The sequence below is a fragment of the Ignavibacteriales bacterium genome (genome assembly GCA_016214905.1).
Taxonomy (GTDB): domain Bacteria; phylum Bacteroidota; class Ignavibacteria; order UBA10030; family SZUA-254; genus PNNN01.
The window spans coordinates 521,390-543,200 of the sequence record JACRMQ010000006.1 but is presented as its reverse complement, the minus strand read 5'-3'; the positions used below and the strand labels follow the sequence as shown (position 1 = coordinate 543,200).

Genomic DNA, 21,811 nt, shown 5'->3' with positions numbered 1-21,811 from the left:
CTTATTATATTTCAACCGAAAAAATTGAGATAACTAATGCACATCCCCGATGGTTTTCTAGATACAAAAACGGTCATTACAACTGCTACATTATCAACGGTTGGAATCTCTTTTGCGTTCCGGCATTTGAAGAATTCTGCTATATCTCAACAAGTTCCGTTAATTGGGCTTTCAGCAGCATTTGTTTTCGTTGCTCAAATGTTGAATTTTCCAATTGCCGCCGGTACCTCAGGGCATTTTATGGGAACAGGACTTATCACAATGCTTTTAGGACCAAGCGCTGCTATTATCATAATGACCGTCGTGCTCGGTGTTCAATGTTTTCTTTTTACCGATGGTGGACTGATATCCCTGGGAGCGAATATATTCAATATGGCGATCGGCGGTGCGCTAATCAGTTATGCAATTCAAAAGGTGATTGAAAAGATTCTTCCTGATATTCGGGGAAAACTTATAGCAACAGGGATTTCATCTTGGAGCGCGACGGTTTTGGCTTCGATATTATGCGCAGGAGAACTTGCATGGTCGATGACAGTAAGTTGGTCTGCCGCGTTTACCGCGATGGCAAATATTCACATGTTGATTGGAATCGCCGAAGGAGCCATAGCAACTATCGTTGTAGCGGGCATTTTAAAATCAAGACCTGAAATAATCCGCAATTCTAATCTTCAACAACAAAAACCATCTTTCAGCACAAAATTAATTTATGTTTCCATCATTGTTATCGGCATAATGATTTTTATTACTCCTTTCATCACAGAATTACCGGATGGATTAGAAAAAGTCGCATCTGTTTTGGGTTTCGATCATAAAGCGATTGAGCAACCGATATTAAACGCTCCTTTTCCGGATTATCAATTGGGAATATTTTCATCACCCGCCCTTGCAACCATTGCGGCAGGATTTATCGGGATTACAATCGTATTTATTTTATCTTTCATACTCTCTAAAGCTTTAACAACAAAAAAATCTTGATAATAAATGAGACATGACTTTATAGATAGGTACAGCAGGCAAAAGAGCATCATTCACGATTTGCCGACATTTGTGAAAGTTGCAGCGGCGATCATAACTATCATCGTGATAGTCGCATTACCGCATAAATCATGGATGAGCTTTTGTTTGCTCGCATTATTTTTAATTCCGGTTATCGTATTATCCAAATTACCGATTCGTTTTTTAGTACTCCGATTAATAATGTTAGAACCATTCGTACTGGGAGTTTCAATATTATCTTTGTTCAAGGACGGAGGGATAATTATTTTTGTTTCTATCGTCATAAAAAGCACGTTAGCATTATTAACCATGCTTTTATTATCGAACACTACGCCATTCGAACAGATTCTAACCTTAATGAAGAAAATTAAAATTCCATCGCTCATGGTTACTATACTCGCTTTGTTCTACAGGTATCTTTTTGTTCTCATTGATGAAACAGAAAAGATGCAGAGAGCACGTACGAGCAGAACATTCTCAAATTCCAAAAAACATATCTGGAAAAGCAGAATTCAGATGATCGGTGAACTATTTATCCGCTCAACGGAACGCGCAGAACGAATTTACTCTGCAATGCGCGCACGGGGATGGTCATGACTCCGATTATTGAAGTTAAGGATCTTGCATACAGTTATCACGACGGAACAAATGCACTTCGCGGAGTTTCATTCAAAATTCAAAAAGGTGAATGTGTCGGATTGATTGGTCCGAATGGCGCCGGAAAATCAACGCTTCTTTTGCATCTTAACGGATTACTTCCAGAAAAAAAAGAAAATAATTCTTCGGTGATGATTTTAGGGAAGGCAATTTCAAATGAGAACGCTAACGAAATACATCGTGATGTTGCCGTTCTTTTTCAAAATCCTGACGACCAGTTATTTTGTCCGACGGTTTACGACGACGTTGCATTTGGTCCGAGACAATGGGGAATGAATGAAGAGGATATTAAAATCAAAATTGAAAATCTACTGTCGCAAGTCGGAATCCCCGGATTTGAAAATCGTTCACCTCATCATCTAAGCGGTGGAGAAAAACAAAGGGTATGTTTGGCGGGATTATTGATTTGCGATCCGAAGATACTGGTGCTTGATGAGCCGACAAGAGATCTTGATCCACGGGGTAGAAGAGAATTATCAAATATCTTGAAAAATATCCCGACAACAAAAATTATCGCATCGCACGATCTTGAATTGATCGTAAATCTGTGTGCAAGAACAATCGTTCTGGATAAAGGGAAAATTGTTGCTGATGGGAGTACTCTTGATTTATTATCGGATGAGAAGTTGATGTTAGAACACGGATTGGAGAAGCCGCATTCTCTTCAGCATCTTCACCCTCATAAATAAATCAGCGATTCGAGCGGAGTGAGCGATCCCGGCTGCGATCCCTATCTAATTTTACTGCAGAAGAGGTTGGAGGTATAGATGGGCGCTTATCGATCGGTGTGGTTAGATATTTTATCCACGCTTTCAGTTCATTTAATGGTCTGGCTTTTTTTATAAAACCATCTAACTTTGAAGATTTAACAGCAGAAATTGTATGGTCATCGTCGAAACCGGACACGAACAGAAACGGAATATTCTTGAATTTGGGCGCAGACCTAACATGCTTATAGAATTTTAAGCCATCCATCACCGGCATATAAATATCTGAAATTATCAAATCCATTGAAGCGTCTTCTAATTTATCGAGCCCCGCTTCACCATTTTCTGCCAGAAAAACAGTGTATCCTTCAGTTTCAAGATAGTGACCCAGTAACATCCTGTATTCGGCTTCATCATCAACCAACAAAATATTCATTCAATTTCTCCAAGCTCGTTTTCAATTATTCTATATCAATTTACAATCTTTTCATGAGAGTTTCAAGAGGAGAATTTGAAATAAATAAGCAGAATTCGCATATTTTTCATCAATACGAAAATTTATTACAATAATCTCAAACATTCTTCATATTAATTCGTAAAAGGATTAACAATCATCTAATAATAAACCACACAATATTTTACTTTTTTGGAGTATTCATGAAAAGATTTTTTCAAGGAATGGTATTCCTATTCCTGACAGTAATATCACTTCATGGACAACAGGAAACACGTTTATTACGTTTTCCTGCTATCCATGGTAATCAAATTGTTTTCACTTACGCCGGAGATTTATATTCGGTTGAAGCTGCAGGCGGCATCGCGCGCAAACTTACCAACGAGGTTGGATTTGAAATGTTTCCGCGCTTTTCGTTCGACGGGAAATGGATTGCATTCACAGGCCAATATGACGGTAACACCGAAGTATTTTTGATACCATCGTCCGGTGGAATTCCGAAAAGATTAACATACACCGCAACGCTCGGTCGCGATGATGTATCTGACAGAATGGGACCGAATAATTTAGTCATCGGTTGGATGCACGATAATAAGCATATAGTTTACCGTTCACGGATGAGAGAGTTCAACGATTTTAAAGGGCAACTTTATCTCGCCTCGATAGATGGTGGGTTATCAGAGCAGCTTCCGCTTCCTCGCGGTGGATTTTGTTCTTATTCACCCGATGATAAACAACTTGCATACAACCGGATCTTCCGCGAATTCAGGACGTGGAAGCGTTATCGCGGCGGTATGGCAGACGATATTTCGATTTATAATTTCGAGACAAAGAAGACAGAAAATATTTCCAATAACGATGCTCTCGATATTATCCCAATGTGGGCAGGGAACAAAATATATTACATATCTGACCGCGATGTCAACAAGAGAATGAATCTTTACGTTTATGATCTTACATCAAAAGAGACGAAACAACTTACGACATTCAAAGATTATGATATTAAGTTCCCCTCACTCGGAGATAAAGCCATAGTTTTTGAGAACGGTGGATATATTTACCGTTTCGATCTTGTTTCTGAAAAATCAGAAAAGATTCCGATTCAAATTATTGATGATATGAACGGCGGCAGAAGTGTGCTTTCGAATGTTGGTGACCAGACCACTAATTATGAAATATCGCCCGACGGAAAACGAGCTTTATTCGGTGCCCGTGGAGATATATTCACTGTTCCTGCTAAGTACGGAGTTCCTCGCAATCTCACTAATTCACCAGGAGTTCATGATCGGAATTCGAAATGGTCTCCCGATGGAAAATGGATTGCGTATATTTCAGATGCGTCAGGGGAAGATGAAATTTATATGATTCCTCAAGATGGCAGTGCTCAGCCAACTCAATTAACGAAAAACAGCGATAACTATAAGTACCAAATATTATGGTCACCCGATTCTAAAAATATTCTTTGGGCTGATCGTGCTCAACGTTTGCGCTATGTTGAGATCGATTCAAAAACAATTCATGAAGTTGAGCAATCGAAAGCTTTTGAGTTCGGTGATTATAATTGGTCACCCGATAGTAAATGGATAACTTATGTGAAGCCCGAAGACGATTGGATGTCGAGGGTCTATATCTTCTCGCTTGAAAATAAAAAAGAATATGATGTGACCGATAAGTGGTATTCATCGGGACAGCCGACATTCAGTTCCGATGGGAAATACCTTTTCTTCGTATCAGACCGTGATTTCAATCCCACTTACAGTCAAACCGAGTGGAACCACGCCTATCAAGATATGTCGAGAATTTATTTAGTGACATTGAATAAAGATATTGAATCACCGTTTAAACCAAAAAGTGATGAAGTATCTTTGAAGGAAGATAAACCAAAGTCGGATGAATCAAAAGATAAAAAGGAAAAAGACAAAAAGGATGAAAAGGAAAAATCTGTCGTTGTTAAAATAGATTTTGAAGGAATAAAAGAGAGAATAGTCGCTCTGCCGGTTCAAGCATCTGGATACAGAGGACTCGGATCGGTTGGGAATTCATTGTATTATTTCCGTAACGGAAGTAAAGATGAAAAATCTCAATTTATGATCTATGATTTAAGCGAATTAAAAGAAACCAATTTAGGCGAAGCCGATGGTTATGAAATTTCGGCAGATCAGAAAAAAATGCTTGTCGGGAAGGACAGAGGATATTATATAATCGATTTACCGAAAGGGAAAATCGATCTGAAAGATAAGCTTGATTTGTCAGGATTGGAGGTGAGTTTGAATAAACGCGCCGAGTGGAATCAAATCTTCACCGAAAGCTGGAGACAGATGCGGGATTATTTCTATGATCCTAATATGCACGGAGTCGGTTGGAAAGAGGTTTATGAAAAATATAAACCTTTAGTGCAGTTTGTGAACCACCGTGCTGACTTAACTTATATAATCGGTGAGATGATCGGAGAAATAAACGCCGGGCATACTTATGTAGGTGGCGGCGATTATCCGAAACCGAAACGAATTCAAACCGGATTGTTAGGTGCACAACTTTCTAAAGACAGCAAGTCAGGTTATTTCAAAATCACAAAAATATTGAAAGGCGAAAATTGGGATAAAGGAACACGGTCACCTTTAACTGAAGTCGGCGTGAATGCCAAAGAAGGTGATTTCATCGTTGCAGTCGACGGCAAATCAACCGCTTCAATGGTCGATATCTATTCAGCACTTGTAAACAAAGCGGGGAAGCAGGTGAAATTAAAACTTAATTCAACTCCCGATGAAAGGGGAAGTAGGGAAGTTACAATTCTGCCTATAGCCGATGAAGCCAATTTATATTACTTCAATTGGGTGAGAACCAACATGGAAAAAGTCGATAAAGCGACTAACGGTAAAGTAGGTTACATCCACATACCCGATATGGGTGTGCACGGTTTGAACGAATTCGTAAAACAATACTACCCGCAATTGAGGAAAAAAGCTGTTATAATCGATGATCGTGGTAATGGTGGTGGCAACGTGTCGCCGATGATTGTTGAACGTTTAAAGCGTGAAATTGCAATGATAAGCATTGGACGTAATACAATACCGACTCCAGATCCCGATGCGATGATTTGGGGACCGAAGGTATGCTTAATCGATGAGTTCTCTGCTTCTGATGGCGATATCTTTCCATATCGATTTAAGAAGTATGGATTGGGAAAACTTATCGGTAAACGGACTTGGGGTGGTGTGGTAGGAATACGTGGTACATTGCCATTGTTGGATGGTGGTTTTCTTAATAAACCGGAATTCTCCCGCTACAGCACAGAAGGGAAATGGATAATGGAAGGTCACGGTGTCGATCCAGACATCGTTGTTGATAACGATCCTGCTAAAGAATTCGCGGGAGAAGATCAGCAGTTGAATAAAGCGATCGAAGTGATTCTCGATGAACTGAAGACGAAAGAAAATCAGATTCCACCGGTTCCGGAATATCCGATTAAGAAATAATACCGCTAAACATATTAATCAGCATTCAAAGCCCGCGAGTCAAATTGCGGGCTTTTGATTTTATAAATAGCAATACTTGATATTTTAATACATCTTTTATATTTTAGGCAACATCAATTATCAACAAGCATTTATCAAATATTTGATATATGACTAAAGTTCGTAATGTCGGCTTTGTATTATTAGGTGTGGCCGGACTCATTTTTAAAGGGCATTATAGCGGTCCGGCAGAATATCTAATCAAGAGTTATCTTGGAAATATCGCAATATCTTTTGCGGTATATTTTATAACGATTCAAGTACCAATTAGCTCCAAGTACAAACGAGTCTGGAGCGCTGTACTTGCCCTTGTAATAGTGGAATCGTTTGAAATATTTGATGGATTCGGAATATTCAGCAATGTATACGACAGTCTCGACTTGCTTGCCAATGTCTTTGGAATTTTGTTTGCCTTGATTGTTGATACTGTTTTTTCCTCTTCGAAAAAGATAGCCACAGACAAATAGCTGCTCGATTGGAAATGAAGATTGTGCATTATTGAAATCGAACAAAATAATTTATTCCTTCCTTTGAAATATTCCAGGATTAATGTACCTTCGTAAATCATGCTGGTTTATTTGATCATCGGATTTTCTTACGGCTTTGCCGCCGCCGTGCAACCTGGTCCTTTTCAGACATTTTTGATTTCTCAATCTCTGAAAATAGGATGGAGGCGAACTGCACCCGCAACCTTCGCACCTCTCTTAAGCGATCTGCCGATTGCAGTTTTAGTGCTCGCAGTGTTAAGCAAGATTCCTCTTTGGGCGGAAAATATGTTGCACCTTGTGGGCGGAATTTTTGTCATTTACCTCGCTTATGGTGCATTCCAAACATGGCTGCATTTTAAAAATATTAAAACCGATACCTCTCACTCAATTCAACAAACCATATGGAAAGGAATGATGGTGAATCTTCTGAACCCTGCACCATACATAGGTTGGAGTTTTGTTATGGGTCCGCTTTTGTTAAAGGGGTGGAGAGAAGCACCTCTAAATGGATTTGTTCTGATAATTGCTTTTTACGGCACAATGATTATAACAACAATCGGAATCATAATTCTTCTTAGTGGTGCAAGAAATCTTGGACCGAAAATAGATAGAAGTTTGATTGGAGTATCAGCACTGGCACTGGCTGGATTTGGAATATATCAATTCTGGCTGGGAGTGAGTGCGTTATAACCAGACGGAATATTCTTGATTATTTTTAGTTTACTTTTACATGACATTAAATTTTTATTAAGAGATTGTTTAACCGCAGCAAGTTGAAATCAAACATTTGAAGAGAATAAATATGAAAATGTATTATTTATTTATCATCAGCATAATTCTTAGTATCAATTCTTGTAAGGATGACGTTGCTACTACAACAGCGAACGATGACAGTAACTCACCTGTTGTGGCAAATGTGACGAATAGTTTTACATACACGGTCAATGCGAACCAATATTCATCTAATAGTCAAAACGATCTTAATTTTCTTTCTGATTCATTGGTAGTGACACTTTCATCAAGTAATTATTCCTCGGGTCAGGCAATTATTGTACTGAATGATTCAGCAAATGCAACAATCTTTTCCGACACACTCAAATCTAATAAGACAATTGCAATTACAAGTCTTAAGACAACAAAGCCAAAGCATTGCATTCTTGCTCTCACAAATCTTACTGCAAAACTTATATTTTCTGTTGTAGGTCAGTAAAGGGAAAGATTTATTTAGAAAATTCACATCTTTTCCGTTCACTTCAGTAAACTGAACAGAGAATAGCAAAATAAATCTCCCGAAGATTTGTTTGTCTCCGGGAGATCGAGATTAAATTTCAAAAGCTAAACACAAATTTGACAATTAAAAGGATGGCGATTAATCCGACTATAAAGCCGATAATTCCCAATCCAATTTGTTTACCTGATTGAGTTTTTTCTTCCGACATAATATTCCTTTGTAAAATAGTTTATGCAATCCGTTATTAAATGGATCGCATGAAATATTGTTAATTAAAAGAGCACGATGTTGAGAAGACTTTACAGCTCGGAGGCAGTAAACAAAGTATAAAGGAGATGTTTTTGATAAACCGGTGTTTTTTCGGTTGGGAAATCGGTGAGCAAAACTGAAATGTGCGACTTGTGAAACTGATCTCCGGAAATCTTGTTAAACGAAACAGTTTTTACAAACGAGTCTGGACTATTTTCTCTTGTCTTAATCCAGTTTGCAAAAATACCAAATACAGTTTGTTGAACAATTTGTGTTTGAGAGATCGGCTTAATCGGTGAATCATTGCATACAGGTATTGATATCTCCAGCAAGAGCAAGGACAAATGCAGGAGTATAAGAGTCCTGAATACTGATGAAAATTTATTATTTAAAATAAGATTATTCATTCTAAAAAATAATCTACAAGATTTCATCGCAATTTGCAAAAGAGTCAATCTGCCTTCTCACTAAATCTCTGATTTCAGATGAAACATCATTCTTAAAATCCGTATATTAAACCATGATAAAAATAAGCAGCATTACAAAGCTTTATCCATCAATCACCGCGCTGGATAATATTTCCCTTACTGTCAATAAACAAGAATTCTTCGGACTTCTCGGTCCAAACGGTGCTGGCAAAACTACACTGATGAATTTACTTGTCGGTTACATCAATCCGGATCAAGGTGAAATTCATATTGCTGGTGAAAAAGTAACGCAGGATGGCTTACACACACGGAAGAACATCGGCTTGGTGCCGCAGTCGCTGGCGCTGTATGATGATCTTTCAGCTCAGGATAATTTAGAAATCTTTGGCAGCTTTTATCACATTGAAAAAAAGTTGCTCAAAGAACGTATCAAGGAAAAATTGGAATCGGTTCAACTCTACGAGCGCCGAAAAGATAAGGTAATAACATTTTCAGGCGGAATGAAAAGACGGTTGAATCTTGTTGCAAGCATGCTTCACGATCCGCCGATACTTCTATGCGATGAGCCAACTGTGGGCATCGACCCACAATCCCGAAATGCCATCTTCGATTATCTATTGATGCTGAATGAGCAAGGCAAAACTATCGTTTATACGACTCATTACATGGAAGAAGCGGAACGCCTGTGCAAGCGTATCGCCATCATCGACTTCGGCAGAATTATTGCTGAAGGAACAATAGATGAGTTGATTGAGAAGCTACCGTATGATGAGACTATTCTGATAACAAAAAATCAAGTAACAAAAGGTAAATTAGATTTACTGAGATCATTCGGTTCAGTAGTTGACGAGAACGATCATTTTCAACTCAAACCAAACACAGGATTCCAGTTATCACAGTTCTTTTCAGCATTAGAAAAGAATACAATCAGTTATAAATTTGTTGAGCTGCACAAACCGACACTCGAATCATATTTCCTTCATTTAACGGGAAGGAGGTTGAGAGATTGAAAACAATTCTTCAACTCATCAGTAAAGATTATAAGTTATTCTGGAGCGACAGGCGCGCAGTTACGATGACGTTCATAATCCCGATCGCATTGATTATTATTTGGGGAGCCGTTTTTGGAAATCTGAATAAAGGTGGAACAGCAACCAAGCTTCACATTGCATTCCTGAATAACAGTTCATCTCCAATCGGGAAGAAAATCGAGCGGGTGCTTGATTCTTCTAAAACGTTTGTTCTCATCAAAACGTACAAAGATGAAAATGACAAGCGCATTCCATTTGACACTGCTTCCATTCAGAATTTTGTGAGGAAGGGGAGTGTATCGGCGGCGCTTGTGATTCCTTCTGATGCGTTATCCGATACAGCTTTCGGATTGAAATTGAAATTCTATTACGATCCAAAGAACGATCTCGAAATGCAGATGATAGATGGTATGCTGCAAAAGACAATAATGACTGAAATCCCTGATATCTTTATGCAGGGAATGAAAAATCAAGCTACAAAGTTTTTGGGATTGGATTCTGGCAAAGCGTTTAACAACGAAATTGCAAAGACGGTAGGCAAATATTTCAAGATAGATCCGAAATGGATTACAAATCCACCGGTTGATTCGCTTATGTCAATGGCTGGTGGAAGTGATAGCGCTAAGAATAGTTTCTTCCAAAATATACTTCAACTCGATAAAGTGCAGTTAGTTGGGCAAGACATCGCTAACCCCTGGGCAACGCGGAGTGTAGGCGGCTGGGCAATGATGTTCCTATTGTTCACGCTCACTGCCACATCATCAGCTTTGTTCGAAGAGAAAAAGAGTGGCGTTGTACTGCGGCTTCTTGCTTCTCCTATTTCACGTGTTCAGATACTCTGGAGCAAGTATCTTTACAACATGTCGCTTGGTTTCATTCAGCTTCTTATTCTTTTCAGTGCAGGCGCCTTACTTTACCGGATTGATATTTTCTCCAACTTTATTAATCTCGTTCTTATCATTATTGCTGCCGCAACAGCATGCACGGCATTCGGGATGCTTCTTTCGTCAATCAGCAGAACTGCCGGTCAAGCCAATGGTTACGGAATGTTCTTAATTCTGGCGATGAGTTCCATCGGCGGCGCATGGTTCCCAACATCGTTCATGCCCGATTTCATACAGACGATCAGTAAGTTTACAATTGTCTATTGGTCAATGGATGGAATATTACAGGTTCTCTGGCGTGGTGCCGGTATATTCGATATTCTTCCACACATTGGAATATTAATAGGCATAGCTGTCCTGATAACAAGCATCAGCATCTGGCAATTTAAAAAGGGACACGTCTTTTAAAGAAAGATATGTGCGACTCACTTCCAATTTTGAATCTACACTGAAAGTGAGTCGCACTGCATATTGTATTAATATTTGAAGCTTCGACTTCTGAGGTAGAATATTATCCAAGGATGTTGGAGTTTTGTTTTTAATACAAAAATTATATGTTATTAAATAAATGTAAAGAACCAAGATTAAACTCCAAATACATTAAGTAATATTAAATATTAATGAAATTCATTAATCAATTTTTAAAGAATTCGTTTAATATGTCAAATTGGGATTTTGGTAGAAAATATCTACTCCTTCCGGTGACATTGTTTTTTATTTATTGTACGATTGGTCAATTCATAGAGATGAGTATAAGGAAAATCGATCTTCTTTATGTGAAAGGTAAAATCATTTCTATTCAAAATGTTGTTACTTCAAAAATTAGCAAACCATTTTACAAACATAGCGTCCGAGAACTCCGAATTTATGTCGAGGGATATCAAGAATATTTTCGAATTTCAGATAATTTCAATTATCGGGATTTTATAGCCGATCTTGCAATTGGAGATACTGTTTATATTTATCATCGTAATCTCCTAACAACCATTCTAGGAATGGGCAGACAATTCGATATTTATCAACTTGAGAATAAGAACAGAATATTATTCGACTTAGAAAATAGAAAGCAAAATGCCTCGCAGCTTACACTTGTTTCTTTTATGTTTTCATTTTTCTTCGGAGTATTTTATTTATTATCATGGCTATCTGATAGAGAGGTAGTAGATGATGAGGATCAAAATTAGTAAGATTATATATTTTTGAAGACTTATTACTAGTCCAACTTAAAACAAGTGCTATGATCCTTAAAAGATAGTAGCACTTTTTATTTGTGATCTGCTTCGCAATCATGTTGTTCGATTGAATTCCTTTATTTATATTCAAAATGCTAAATCTATTTTAAAATATTTTATTCACCAATTACTTTTTCAAAAATGAAAACCTATTTCTATCTCCTCGTTCTTGTTTCAATTTTACTTATTAGCTGTTCTAAAAAAGAAAGCAGTCCTACCGGCAGTTCCGATGATAATCCAATTGTGGATAATTCAACAATTGATAATGTAAATGCGGCTAATGGCGACATTTCAGCCGCAATAGATGCGAACGATAAAATACACGTTTCATATTTTTCGTTCAACCTCGGTTTAAAATATGCAACTAATAAGTCCGGCTCGTGGGTTACAACCATGATCCATCCTGAAGATACAACTACAACCATGTCGGTTTATAACGATATAGCTGTTGATGGAAGCGGATTTGTTCATATCGTTTACAATGTGGTTGGACAAACGATAACTGACACCTCAGCAATAATATATGCAACAAATAAAAGCGGTGCGTGGGTCAAGACAAAAATTGCTTATTCAGTCGGGTCGTCCTTGAGCGGATGTGGCATTGCTGTAACATCAACAGGAAAAGTTCATATCGCTTATGGTAATGATGGTACAGATTTGCTTTATACAAATAACCTTTCAGGTACATGGAGCAGTCCTGCACGGATTGGTTCTTATTGGGCTAATGTGCGGCCACGACTTGCCTTAGATGCAAGCAATAACGTTTATGTTGCCTATGAACATGGCGGCGAAGGAACACTTCATCTTCAAACGATCACTTCAGCCGGCACTTTGAGCAGTAATAATATCATCGTTGGTGTTCCGAGTTCCGGTGATGATAAAGGATGGTCGCCCGATATTGCAATTAATAAAACAAACAGCTCGGTGCTAATACCTTATTGGAATTATGACGACAAATATTTGAATATTTACAATAACGGTGTGATTACGAAGATAGATTCTTTAGTTAATTGGACCGAGGCAGGCATTGCCACAGATGTTAACGGAAAGGCATACATCAGTTACACAAATCTTTCAACCTCCGAATTATATCTCACAACAAATAAAACGGGTGCATTGGTGACAGAAAAACTTCCCGTATCAATTAAATCAAAGTCGTCGAATGTTGTAGTTGAATCAACCGGAAAAATTGATATCATCTACTGCGCCAATGGAGTGAACGCTTTGAAAATAATTTCGAAATAGAAAAGTGAATGTGCGACTCACCTCCATGGGTGATTCTATCTTGAAGGTGAGTCGCACTTCCAATTCGCCGCACTTCAACAAGTTGACTTTCTAAAAGAAGAATAGTATTTTACCCCTGCATTTTCTGCCACCTTTTGGTTTTGCATTCATAAATTACGTTACGAAGAAAAGTGGACGTAGAATGATTAAGGAATTTGTATTTGATTATTTATAGCCACAAGGTTGCATAATTTTGTTTTACGAATCAAATAATTGTGCAATAGAATAGATATCCAGTAAGTTATATAATAATAGGGAAGTATATGACTAAACAAGAGGTTCTACAATCTGCAAATTTTGGTCACCGCGTTGCTGAGGAAGAAAGCAAAGAACTTGAGAGGTACTTTGTAGCTACAGATCAGTGGAAGCGTACTTTTGCGGGTGACGTTGACATTATATATGGTGCGAAAGGTACGGGAAAAAGTGCACTCTACTCACTCTTGATTCAACGCGCATCAGATTTACTTGATAAAGGTGTTATTGTAGTGTCAGCTGAACAACCTCGAGGTACACCTGTCTTTAAAGATTTACAGCAAGATCCGCCTACTACAGAACGTGAATTCACCGGATTATGGAGACTATATTTGCTCTCATTACTCGGTGCGACACTTAAAGAGTATTCTGCAAATGATGCAAGTGCTATTGCAGTTCTAGATTATTTGGAACAAGCAAAACTTCTAGAAAGCACGACAAATCTTCCCAAGATGCTTAGGAATGTATTTGAATACGTGAAACGTGTTTTTCGTCCGTCAGCGGTACAAGGCGAAATTAAAATTGATCCAATGACAGGATTACCCGCTGGTTTCTCGGGGAAAATTAGTTTCGATGAGGTATCAATTGCAGCGGATCAATCTATACAATCAGTAAATGAACTCCTGAAAAATGCCGATAAAGCATTTGCTAAATTGGGTGTCACTGTATGGATATTATTAGATAGGCTCGATGTTGCTTTTGCTGAAACAGATTCATTAGAGGAAAATGCGCTTCGAGCCCTATTTCGCAACTATCTTGAGCTAACAAACCTTTCCAATGTTCGCCTTAAAATATTTCTTCGCACCGATATTTGGAATCGTCTTACCAAAACTGGTTTTAGAGAAGCAAGTCATGTAACCCGACATTTAACTATTTCGTGGGATCGTTCTTCATTGATGAGCCTAATGTTGCGACGTGCAGTAAACAATGAATCTATTTGCACACATTATTCTATCAAACCAGATGAGGTTTTCTCTTCTATTGCGAATCAAGAAACTTTATTTTATAGAATATTTCCGAAACAGGTTGATGTTGGACTTAAAAAGCCAAAAACTCTTGATTGGATGATTGGACACACTAAAGATGGTACTGGACATACAGCTCCTCGTGAATTGATTCATTTACTTAGCGTTGCTCGTGAGATGCAGCTTCGACACTTCGAAGTTGGCGATAAAGAGCTTGATCAAGAATGCATTTTTTCAAGTGTATCATTTAGAGAAGCACTTCCAAAAATTTCAGATGTAAGACTTTCGCAAACACTTTTCGCAGAATATCCAAAGTTGCGTCCATTTATTGATAAATTAGCAGGTGAAAAGACACAACAATATTCTGGCACTCTCGCAGGAATTTGGCAGGTTAATGAAATAGAGGCTCTCGCGATAGCTAACAGTTTAGTTGAAGTAGGATTCTTTGAGCTTCGAGGAACTAAAACGACACCATATTTTTGGGTCCCCTTCTTATATCGTGATGCAGCAAGAATGATCCAAGGTGATGCAGACTAGTAAGACGCTATGAAAAATATCTTGAAGGTAAAATTTAAACGTCACCACATTACTTAAAGGAAGAATTCAATGAGACCTATCATAAACATCATCATATTAGTTATTCTGGTTTCGTTACCCATGTCGGCACAGCAAACGACATTTCAGGATTCATTGCTCGATCATATGGCAGGGAAGTGGGTTCTTAAAGGAACCATAGACGGAAAAGAAACTACACACGATATAATCGCAGAGTGGGTGCTGGGTCATCAGTACCTGCAATTTCACGAAACCTCACGCGAAAAAAACGCTAACGGTGAAGCGGAGTATGAAGCAATCGTTTATATCGGCTGGGATCAGCCATCGAGCCGGTATGCATGTCTTTGGCTCGATGTAACAGGCGGCGGCGGTCTATCGGCTCAGGCAATCGGTTATGCTAAACGCAGCTTGGATAAGCTTGCGTTCTTATTCAAAGGCAGCGATGGCAGCATCTTCCATACAACATTTTCGTATGCAAGAAGTACAGATACATGGCAATGGCAGATGGATAACGAAGTGAAGGGAAAACTTCAATTTTTTGCGCGGATGAAGATGACGAGGAAATAATAAATCAAATTGTTCTAGCGTAATGAAAATTCTTTTAATACAACCGAGAAAACCTGAAAAAGCAATAGGCGGAGAAGACTTTCATATCTATGAACCGCTTGCCCTCGAATATCTTGCCTCAGGCGTCAGAGATAATCATGATGTGAGAATTTTTGACATGCGTCTTGAAAATGATCTGGATACGGTACTTAAAAGCTTCAATCCTGATGTTGTCGGCATAACCGCATATACGGTGCATGTGAATGTTGTAAAACAACTCTTTGAAAGAATCAAATCATACAATCCTGAAATCTTCACCGTGGTAGGAGGGCATCATGCTACGGTTATGCCTGAAGATTTCATTGTCCCATCAATAAATATGGTAATTATTGGTGAAGGTGTTTTTACATTCAAAGAAGTGATCGAAAGATTCGATAGAAAAAAAGAGATGGATGGAATTCCCGGAACGGCATTCAAAAAAGATGGAAAAATTATATATAATAAAAACGATCAAGCGATCGATCTTGATTCGTTTCCATTTCCCGATAGAAGTCTGACAACAAAATACCGAAAAAACTATTTTAGTGAATGGATGAAACCTCTTGCTTCAATCCGCACTTCTAAAGGGTGTCCTTTTAAGTGTAACTTCTGTGCATTGTGGAAACTGACCGGCGGCAAGTATCTGACGAGGAGCCCGGAGAAAATTGTTGAAGAACTTGGTACAATAGATGAAAAGTATGTTTTCTTTGCCGATGATGAATCTCTTGTTAACGCAAAAAGGATGAAGACACTTGCTCATCTTATTAAACAGTCGGGTATTAAGAAACATTACTTCCTTTATGGAAGAAGCGATACGATTGCTAAACACCCCGATCTCATAGAAGCGTGGAAAGAAGTTGGACTCCAAAGAGTTTTTATCGGGCTTGAGTTCTTTCGTGATGATGATTTAACGAAGATAAGAAAAGGATCAACCAATAAGGATAATATTGAGGCAGTCAGAATATTAAAATCACTCGATATAGATATTCACCCCAACTTTATGGTGAGTCCTGATTTCAGCAAAAATGACTTTAAGGAATTCAGAAAGAGTTGTTTAAACCTCGATTTTGATTTTATCGGTTTTTCGGTGATGACACCGTTACCAGGGACTGATCTTTATGATGACGTCAAAAACAAAATGATTATTGATAACTATGATTACTATGATTTTTTCCATACCTTTCTGCCAACAAAATTACCTTTGAAAGAGTTTTACAAGGAATACGTGTCGTTATTTAAAAAGTCGAGATCCGTCTCAAAACAGATTAGTTTCATGAAAAAATATCCGATTGCCGAAATTCCTTCACTTTATAAATTGTACTTTAAATTTGTAAAACAGCTGAACAATATTCATAAAGACTATATCTACCAACAGTAAACCGGCGAACGTAGTAATATTGCGTTCTTATTTAAAGGCAGTTACAGCAGTATCTTTCACACATAATTCTCGTACACCGGAAGTATTGATATCTGGCAATGGCAGATGGATAATGAAGTGAAGGGAAAACTTCAACCCTTCGCGCAAATGAAGATGACGAGAAAATAGTTTTTTGTATATTACTGCAATATTTTATACTGACATTAGAAAATGGAATTAGCAGACCTCGGATTTGATAGTTGGTTTCAAAAGAAGCGCGAAGAATCGCATAAACCTGATTTTAGCGTGGCACGAATTACGAGAGTTGACCGTGAACGCTACTTAGTTCGCAATGAGAATGATGAAGTTCAAGCAGAGCCAACAGGCAAACTACTCTTCTTCACCGACTCGAATCAAGATTTCCCTTGTGTTGGTGATTGGGTATTCGTGCAGTACTACAACGATGGTACACTTGCAATAATTCATGAATTGTTACCAAGGAAAACCTTCCTGCGCCGCAAATCTGCAGGCAATACTGTCGACTATCAGATGATTGCATCGAATATCGATATTGCTTTCATTATCCAGTCGTGCGATTTCAATTTCAACTTACGCAGGATGGAACGGTACCTTGTCATGGCAAAAGAAGGTCACGTCGAGCCAATAATCCTTCTCAGCAAAAGTGATCTCGTCAGTTCTGAAGAATTGGAAAAAAGGATTTCAGATATACGGCAAGCTCAAATCAGCGCAAGAGTTATTGCATTCAGCAACAAGACTGCTATCGGACTGGATACAGTACAACAGGTGCTTGAAAAGGGAAAGACATATTGTTTGCTTGGTTCATCGGGTGTAGGCAAAACCACACTCCTAAATCATCTTCTGGGTCGTGAAGTATTTGAGACAAACCCTGTGCGCGAGAAGGACAGCAGAGGCAGACATACAACGGCTCGACGGCAATTGGTAGTTCTTGACAACGGAGCACTCCTTGTAGATACACCTGGAATGAGAGAACTGGGGATGATTGCCGTTGGTACAAGTATAGATGATAGCTTTTCAGATATACATGAACTTTCACAGAATTGCCGTTTTAACGATTGCACTCACACAGTAGAAGTCGGCTGTGCTATATTGACAGGTATTCAAGACGGAAACTTAGATGAGGAGAGATACCAGAGCTACATGAAATTGATGAAGGAATCCAAGTTTCATCAAATGTCTTATGTCGAGAGACGAAAGAAGGATAAGCAATTTGGGAAGATGATAAAAAATGCAATGAAGCAGATTAAGAAGAAATAATATTCTCGGTTGCAATGCGGATATTTATAATTAATAATAGACTCTAACCCAAGTGATCATAGCGCTTAAGAGTTTTTATTGAATTGTCTTTCCATCATTTCCGCTGATACAGATTCATCGATGGCTTTCTCCTGATCGATGTTGAACCAACGCTGGTTGATTCGGCGTCGACATATCCGATGAATGTTGAGGAGATGCCGGGTTGTAATATTATCGGTCGTGCTGTTCTTACCACCTGAGCCACAGCTCAAAGTGAATGAAGGAGGTAAAGAATTATACATTCCACCCAATGCTCCCTGTGTAGATGGTGTATTGACAAGAATCCTTGCAACATCCAATGCGTTTGAAAAATATTCTATACGTTCAGGATTATTAGAATAGATCACTGCCGTATGTCCGATTCCGCCAAACCGAGTTAACTCCATACACCGTTCGATAGAAGATTCGAAGTCTTCCTCAACATAGAATGCCAGGATCGGAGCCAAAATTTCTGCTGATAGCGGATAATCGCGCGATACCTTATCTAAATGCGCTATTAAAACTCTGGTATCATGCGGAATAATGATCTCAGCCATTTCTGCTATACGCTGAACCGATTGTCCAACAACCATTGGTGACATCAATCCGCGTTCTTTATCGTAAGCTATTCTGCTGACCTTCGCAATCTCGTCTTTTGAGAGGAAATAACCTTTTTGTCTTTCAAATTCGGCAATTACCTTTTCTGAAATACGTTTTTTGATTACAACTGCCTGCTCGCTCGCGCAGATAGATCCGTTATCAAAAGTTTTTGAAAACATTATGCTCGAAACAGCGAATGGTATATCTGCACTGGCGCCAATGTAAACCGGAACATTACCGGCACCAACACCAATTGTGGGAGTACCTGAGCTGTAACTTGCTTTAACCAGATCTCCGCTACCTGTTGCAAGTATGAGCGATAAGCCACGATGGCTCATCAACTCTTTAGTAACCAAAAGATTTGGTTTGCGCAACCACTTGATACAATGTTCCGGCGCACCTGCATTCAAAGCTGCTTTATAGCAGATCGAAGCTGTTTCCGCAACCGATTCTTTTGCTGCTGTAGCTGAACTGATAATTATCGGGTTACGTGTTTTTAGCGAGATCAGTATCTTAAAAATTGTAGTTGATGTAGGATTGATCACCGGAACAAGACCCAATATCGGACCAATAGGTTGAGCCATTTCAATTATTCCTGTGTAGGAATCTTCCGATATTACTCCGACGGTCTTCTGATCTTTGATGTTTTCGTAAACTAACTGGCTTGCAATAATGTTCTTGATAACTTTATGCTCCCAGATTCCCAAATTTGTTTCCTGAGCAGCCATCTTGGCTAATCGAACTCGATTATTCATCGCTTCAAGATAAACTGCACGAACAATCTGATCTGTTTGCTTTTGATCTAATTTTTTAAAAGCCAGAGCAGCATGTCTTGCTTTAGAAATTATCTCATCTGAACCGGGCATTGGTTATTCCAATATAATTTTCACAATTGATTTATCATCAATATATGAAACGCGAATCGGACAATCAACTCTTTTAATATTTTTTAAATTAAATAGTTGTCGGAAGGAGAATTAAGTGTTGGGGAGATATTAGTTATATATCAGCAGATTAAATCAATCATTGAAGAAGTTTTAATAACTTTTCTTGATTTACAAAACCAAGAAAGAATTCTTTTATAACTCCATTTTCAATAATTGCGGTAGATGGTGTTCCAAGCACACCGATTGCCATAGCAGTTTTTGCGTCCTTAGAGACATCAACTTTGAAAATTGTTGTAGGAGTGTTGGGGAGACGATCAATAATCGTTGTTTGTTGGCGACATGCGCCGCAGGTTGGAGAATAAAAATAAAGCAGTACTTTACCGCCGCGCCTAACCGCATCTCCGATATACCCTGTCAACACTGTTGCATCTTTACCTTTTTTAAATTTAGATTGAAATCGGAGAAAGAATTGCATTGACATAAAAAGAATTACAATTCCTGATATGACGTAAACAATGGTCACATTATTCTCCTGTTTTCTTTTTTGAAGGAGCGATAACTAAACCAACACCGGCACCATACAACGTGCTGATATAAGGACTACTCGATATCAAACATGTTCCATTGTAACAACCGATAAAAAAGTAATAACTGAAACCTATAACTGCTCCAATAACTCCGAATAGCAGTCTCCTCACCCAAACATGCGCAACAAAGACGGTTTTTATCCTTTCAAAAATTTGAGGACAATTCATTAATGTTGGCATTGATCTCCATGCTCATGATGGTGATGATGTTCATGTTCATCGGCAACTGGAAGAGAGAGGAGTTCTTTGTCGATAATTCCTTTGAGTGTATCTTTAGGAAGTGCACCCACTGCCATCATAGGTTGGCGATCTTTTGGAACGAACAATAAACTTGGTATACTTTGGATTCCAAAAACCGATGCAAGTTCTTGTTCTTCCTCAGTGTTAACCTTATAAAAATTAACTTTTCCTTTATATTCATTTGAAAGTTCATCTAGCACAGGTCCAACTATACGGCAAGGTCCGCACCATGGTGCCCAGAAATCGATAACAGTCGGTAACTCACCGGTGAATTTCCAATCTTTGCTCTTTTCATAATTAAAAACTTTTTCTAAAAAAGCAGTCTTGTTTAAGTTTTCAGTCATTACAACTCCAAAATTTATTACAGATAATTTTATTTTAAATCACTAAATTTGATGCTTGCACGGATAAAAGGGTGCGGATGAGATATAATGGCTGATCAATTCAGTCAAAAACGATCAATATTATCCATTAAATCGATTTTAGACTGATACTGTGGATTTCTTCACAAATGAGTAAACAATTCGGATAAACGAGCTTATTCCAAAGAATAAACCCAAAATAGCAACTAAAGATGAACCTGCTGGGAAGTCGAAATTGAGAGCGAATACTAAACCAACAAAGCCGCTTAAAATACTAATTGCTAATGCAATTAAAATCACCAGCCATCTTCTATGAGCGATCATCATTGCTGAAACAGCCGGAATTATTAAATACGAAAATACCGGGATTACACCACCCATCCTTACAGCTATAACAATTGCCAATCCGATTGAAAGGTAAAAAAGGAAATTCCATAGATTAAAAACGGCGATATGCTCCGAATTCTCGGCGCTATCCGTCAATGAAAAAAATTTTCTTCGAAATATGATGTGAGCTAAACCTATAACTGAAAAAATAATTCCCATGGAGAATATTTTATCCGGAGTGACAGTGAATAGACTGCCGAATAAGACCTCTGAAATATCCGCTTCACCGTGCGGTGATTTGGCGATTAGTAACACCGTGGCGGCAGAAGCTACGGCGTAGATAATTCCGATAATTGCCTCAAGTTTTAACCGCTTATCATTGATATTAATTAATGAAAGGAAAAACGCTCCTGTCATTGTGAAGATAATGGAAATCATGAATGTGTCTTTTTCTATATATCCCGCGAACGCTACACCCAGCATTGATATTTGTCCAAGTGCGAGGTCAACGAATACAATCCCTCTTTCCACAACATGGACGCCGAGATAGGAGAGAAGCAGTCCCATCACGATACTCGCTCCTAAAGCGTTCAGAACAAACTCTTGTTTGAATAATTCTATCAT

Annotated in this window: 22 protein-coding genes; 15 read left to right on the top strand and 7 right to left on the bottom strand. The window is 38.4% G+C overall.

Annotation, left to right across the window (positions count from 1 at the left end; translation table 11 throughout):
- Positions 1 to 36 precede the first annotated feature (36 nt).
- Genes HZB59_06250 through HZB59_06240 form a run of 3 tightly spaced genes read left to right on the top strand, consistent with a single transcriptional unit; the run spans position 37 to position 2,342 of the window.
- Complete coding sequence (locus HZB59_06250) at positions 37 to 975, top strand: energy-coupling factor ABC transporter permease (GenBank protein MBI5021019.1); 939 nt, start codon at positions 37 to 39, stop codon at positions 973 to 975.
- A 6-nt stretch (positions 976 to 981) separates the two neighbouring features.
- A complete protein-coding gene (gene cbiQ, locus HZB59_06245) occupies positions 982 to 1,593 on the top strand; it encodes a cobalt ECF transporter T component CbiQ (GenBank protein ID MBI5021018.1) in 612 nt (203 codons plus the stop codon).
- The gene (locus HZB59_06240; GenBank protein MBI5021017.1) at positions 1,590 to 2,342 is read left to right on the top strand and encodes an ABC transporter ATP-binding protein; all 753 of its coding nucleotides are present in this window, start codon (positions 1,590 to 1,592) and stop codon (positions 2,340 to 2,342) included. Before cbiQ ends, HZB59_06240 begins: the two co-directional genes overlap by 4 nt.
- 1 nt (position 2,343) lies before the next feature.
- On the opposite strand, the gene HZB59_06235 is transcribed toward HZB59_06240, so the two are convergent.
- Entirely contained in the window at positions 2,344 to 2,796 is a 453-nt protein-coding gene (locus HZB59_06235) for a response regulator (protein MBI5021016.1), read from the bottom strand.
- A 221-nt stretch (positions 2,797 to 3,017) separates the two neighbouring features.
- On the opposite strand from HZB59_06235, the gene HZB59_06230 reads away from it, so the two are divergent.
- The 4 genes from HZB59_06230 (at position 3,018) to HZB59_06215 (ending at position 8,027) form a co-directional block, all read left to right on the top strand.
- Positions 3,018 to 6,290, top strand: coding sequence for a PD40 domain-containing protein (locus tag HZB59_06230; GenBank protein ID MBI5021015.1), 3,273 nt, complete (start codon positions 3,018 to 3,020; stop codon positions 6,288 to 6,290).
- Between the two features lie 149 nt (positions 6,291 to 6,439).
- Entirely contained in the window at positions 6,440 to 6,796 is a 357-nt protein-coding gene (locus HZB59_06225) for a hypothetical protein (GenBank protein MBI5021014.1), read from the top strand.
- Positions 6,797 to 6,895: 99 nt separating this feature from the next.
- The gene (locus HZB59_06220) at positions 6,896 to 7,507 is read left to right on the top strand and encodes a LysE family transporter (protein MBI5021013.1); all 612 of its coding nucleotides are present in this window, start codon (positions 6,896 to 6,898) and stop codon (positions 7,505 to 7,507) included.
- Between the two features lie 112 nt (positions 7,508 to 7,619).
- Positions 7,620 to 8,027, top strand: a complete 408-nt coding sequence (locus HZB59_06215; GenBank protein ID MBI5021012.1) for a hypothetical protein — start codon at positions 7,620 to 7,622, stop codon at positions 8,025 to 8,027.
- A 320-nt stretch (positions 8,028 to 8,347) separates the two neighbouring features.
- Here HZB59_06215 and HZB59_06210 read toward each other — a convergent pair whose 3' ends face one another.
- Positions 8,348 to 8,704, bottom strand: a complete 357-nt coding sequence (locus HZB59_06210; GenBank protein MBI5021011.1) for a hypothetical protein — start codon at positions 8,702 to 8,704, stop codon at positions 8,348 to 8,350.
- 113 nt (positions 8,705 to 8,817) lie between these two features.
- Here HZB59_06210 and HZB59_06205 point away from each other — a divergent pair, with 113 nt between their 5' ends.
- The 8 genes from HZB59_06205 (at position 8,818) to rsgA (ending at position 18,166) form a co-directional block, all read left to right on the top strand.
- Positions 8,818 to 9,735, top strand: coding sequence for an ABC transporter ATP-binding protein (locus tag HZB59_06205; protein MBI5021010.1), 918 nt, complete (start codon positions 8,818 to 8,820; stop codon positions 9,733 to 9,735).
- Positions 9,732 to 11,048 carry an ABC transporter permease gene (locus tag HZB59_06200; protein ID MBI5021009.1) on the top strand — a complete coding sequence of 439 codons (1,317 nt, stop codon included), beginning with the start codon at positions 9,732 to 9,734 and terminating at the stop codon, positions 11,046 to 11,048. Before HZB59_06205 ends, HZB59_06200 begins: the two co-directional genes overlap by 4 nt.
- A gap of 251 nt (positions 11,049 to 11,299) precedes the next feature.
- Positions 11,300 to 11,824, top strand: a complete 525-nt coding sequence (locus HZB59_06195) for a hypothetical protein (protein MBI5021008.1) — start codon at positions 11,300 to 11,302, stop codon at positions 11,822 to 11,824.
- A 189-nt stretch (positions 11,825 to 12,013) separates the two neighbouring features.
- Positions 12,014 to 13,117 (top strand): hypothetical protein, encoded by a 1,104-nt coding sequence (locus HZB59_06190; protein MBI5021007.1) that lies wholly within the window; start codon positions 12,014 to 12,016, stop codon positions 13,115 to 13,117.
- Positions 13,118 to 13,419: 302 nt separating this feature from the next.
- Positions 13,420 to 14,910: a hypothetical protein gene (locus HZB59_06185; GenBank protein MBI5021006.1), complete on the top strand. Its 1,491-nt coding sequence runs from the start codon at positions 13,420 to 13,422 to the stop codon at positions 14,908 to 14,910.
- 69 nt (positions 14,911 to 14,979) lie between these two features.
- A complete protein-coding gene (locus tag HZB59_06180) occupies positions 14,980 to 15,495 on the top strand; it encodes a hypothetical protein (GenBank protein ID MBI5021005.1) in 516 nt (171 codons plus the stop codon).
- Positions 15,496 to 15,517: 22 nt separating this feature from the next.
- Positions 15,518 to 16,891 (top strand): cobalamin B12-binding domain-containing protein, encoded by a 1,374-nt coding sequence (locus HZB59_06175; GenBank protein ID MBI5021004.1) that lies wholly within the window; start codon positions 15,518 to 15,520, stop codon positions 16,889 to 16,891.
- Positions 16,892 to 17,101: 210 nt separating this feature from the next.
- Positions 17,102 to 18,166, top strand: coding sequence for a ribosome small subunit-dependent GTPase A (gene rsgA / locus HZB59_06170; protein MBI5021003.1), 1,065 nt, complete (start codon positions 17,102 to 17,104; stop codon positions 18,164 to 18,166).
- Positions 18,167 to 18,231: 65 nt separating this feature from the next.
- Here rsgA and HZB59_06165 read toward each other — a convergent pair whose 3' ends face one another.
- The 5 genes from HZB59_06165 to HZB59_06145 all read right to left on the bottom strand — a co-directional run bounded on the left by HZB59_06165 (position 18,232) and on the right by HZB59_06145 (position 21,811).
- Complete coding sequence (locus HZB59_06165; GenBank protein MBI5021002.1) at positions 18,232 to 19,650, bottom strand: aldehyde dehydrogenase family protein; 1,419 nt, start codon at positions 19,648 to 19,650, stop codon at positions 18,232 to 18,234.
- A gap of 157 nt (positions 19,651 to 19,807) precedes the next feature.
- Positions 19,808 to 20,194 (bottom strand): thioredoxin family protein, encoded by a 387-nt coding sequence (locus HZB59_06160; protein ID MBI5021001.1) that lies wholly within the window; start codon positions 20,192 to 20,194, stop codon positions 19,808 to 19,810.
- Between the two features lies 1 nt (position 20,195).
- Positions 20,196 to 20,360 (bottom strand): YtxH domain-containing protein, encoded by a 165-nt coding sequence (locus HZB59_06155; GenBank protein ID MBI5021000.1) that lies wholly within the window; start codon positions 20,358 to 20,360, stop codon positions 20,196 to 20,198.
- Positions 20,361 to 20,425: 65 nt separating this feature from the next.
- The gene (gene trxA / locus HZB59_06150) at positions 20,426 to 20,842 is read right to left on the bottom strand and encodes a thioredoxin (protein MBI5020999.1); all 417 of its coding nucleotides are present in this window, start codon (positions 20,840 to 20,842) and stop codon (positions 20,426 to 20,428) included.
- Positions 20,843 to 20,980: 138 nt separating this feature from the next.
- Positions 20,981 to 21,811, bottom strand: a complete 831-nt coding sequence (locus HZB59_06145; GenBank protein ID MBI5020998.1) for a metal ABC transporter permease — start codon at positions 21,809 to 21,811, stop codon at positions 20,981 to 20,983.

What these genes read in the sequence shown, in the direction of transcription:
- HZB59_06145 (MBI5020998.1), bottom strand. Translation starts at nt 21,811, where the DNA reads ATGATAGAATTATTCAAACAAGAGTTTGTTCTGAACGCTTTAGGAGCG.
- trxA (MBI5020999.1), bottom strand. Translation starts at nt 20,842, where the DNA reads ATGACTGAAAACTTAAACAAGACTGCTTTTTTAGAAAAAGTTTTTAAT.
- HZB59_06175 (MBI5021004.1), top strand. Translation starts at nt 15,518, where the DNA reads ATGAAAATTCTTTTAATACAACCGAGAAAACCTGAAAAAGCAATAGGC.
- HZB59_06235 (MBI5021016.1), bottom strand. Translation starts at nt 2,796, where the DNA reads ATGAATATTTTGTTGGTTGATGATGAAGCCGAATACAGGATGTTACTG.
- HZB59_06220 (MBI5021013.1), top strand. Translation starts at nt 6,896, where the DNA reads ATGCTGGTTTATTTGATCATCGGATTTTCTTACGGCTTTGCCGCCGCC.
- HZB59_06180 (MBI5021005.1), top strand. Translation starts at nt 14,980, where the DNA reads ATGAGACCTATCATAAACATCATCATATTAGTTATTCTGGTTTCGTTA.
- HZB59_06230 (MBI5021015.1), top strand. Translation starts at nt 3,018, where the DNA reads ATGAAAAGATTTTTTCAAGGAATGGTATTCCTATTCCTGACAGTAATA.
- HZB59_06190 (MBI5021007.1), top strand. Translation starts at nt 12,014, where the DNA reads ATGAAAACCTATTTCTATCTCCTCGTTCTTGTTTCAATTTTACTTATT.
- HZB59_06210 (MBI5021011.1), bottom strand. Translation starts at nt 8,704, where the DNA reads ATGAATAATCTTATTTTAAATAATAAATTTTCATCAGTATTCAGGACT.
- HZB59_06185 (MBI5021006.1), top strand. Translation starts at nt 13,420, where the DNA reads ATGACTAAACAAGAGGTTCTACAATCTGCAAATTTTGGTCACCGCGTT.
- HZB59_06225 (MBI5021014.1), top strand. Translation starts at nt 6,440, where the DNA reads ATGACTAAAGTTCGTAATGTCGGCTTTGTATTATTAGGTGTGGCCGGA.
- HZB59_06215 (MBI5021012.1), top strand. Translation starts at nt 7,620, where the DNA reads ATGAAAATGTATTATTTATTTATCATCAGCATAATTCTTAGTATCAAT.
- cbiQ (MBI5021018.1), top strand. Translation starts at nt 982, where the DNA reads ATGAGACATGACTTTATAGATAGGTACAGCAGGCAAAAGAGCATCATT.
- HZB59_06240 (MBI5021017.1), top strand. Translation starts at nt 1,590, where the DNA reads ATGACTCCGATTATTGAAGTTAAGGATCTTGCATACAGTTATCACGAC.
- rsgA (MBI5021003.1), top strand. Translation starts at nt 17,102, where the DNA reads ATGGAATTAGCAGACCTCGGATTTGATAGTTGGTTTCAAAAGAAGCGC.
- HZB59_06195 (MBI5021008.1), top strand. Translation starts at nt 11,300, where the DNA reads ATGTCAAATTGGGATTTTGGTAGAAAATATCTACTCCTTCCGGTGACA.
- HZB59_06165 (MBI5021002.1), bottom strand. Translation starts at nt 19,650, where the DNA reads ATGCCCGGTTCAGATGAGATAATTTCTAAAGCAAGACATGCTGCTCTG.
- HZB59_06205 (MBI5021010.1), top strand. Translation starts at nt 8,818, where the DNA reads ATGATAAAAATAAGCAGCATTACAAAGCTTTATCCATCAATCACCGCG.
- HZB59_06250 (MBI5021019.1), top strand. Translation starts at nt 37, where the DNA reads ATGCACATCCCCGATGGTTTTCTAGATACAAAAACGGTCATTACAACT.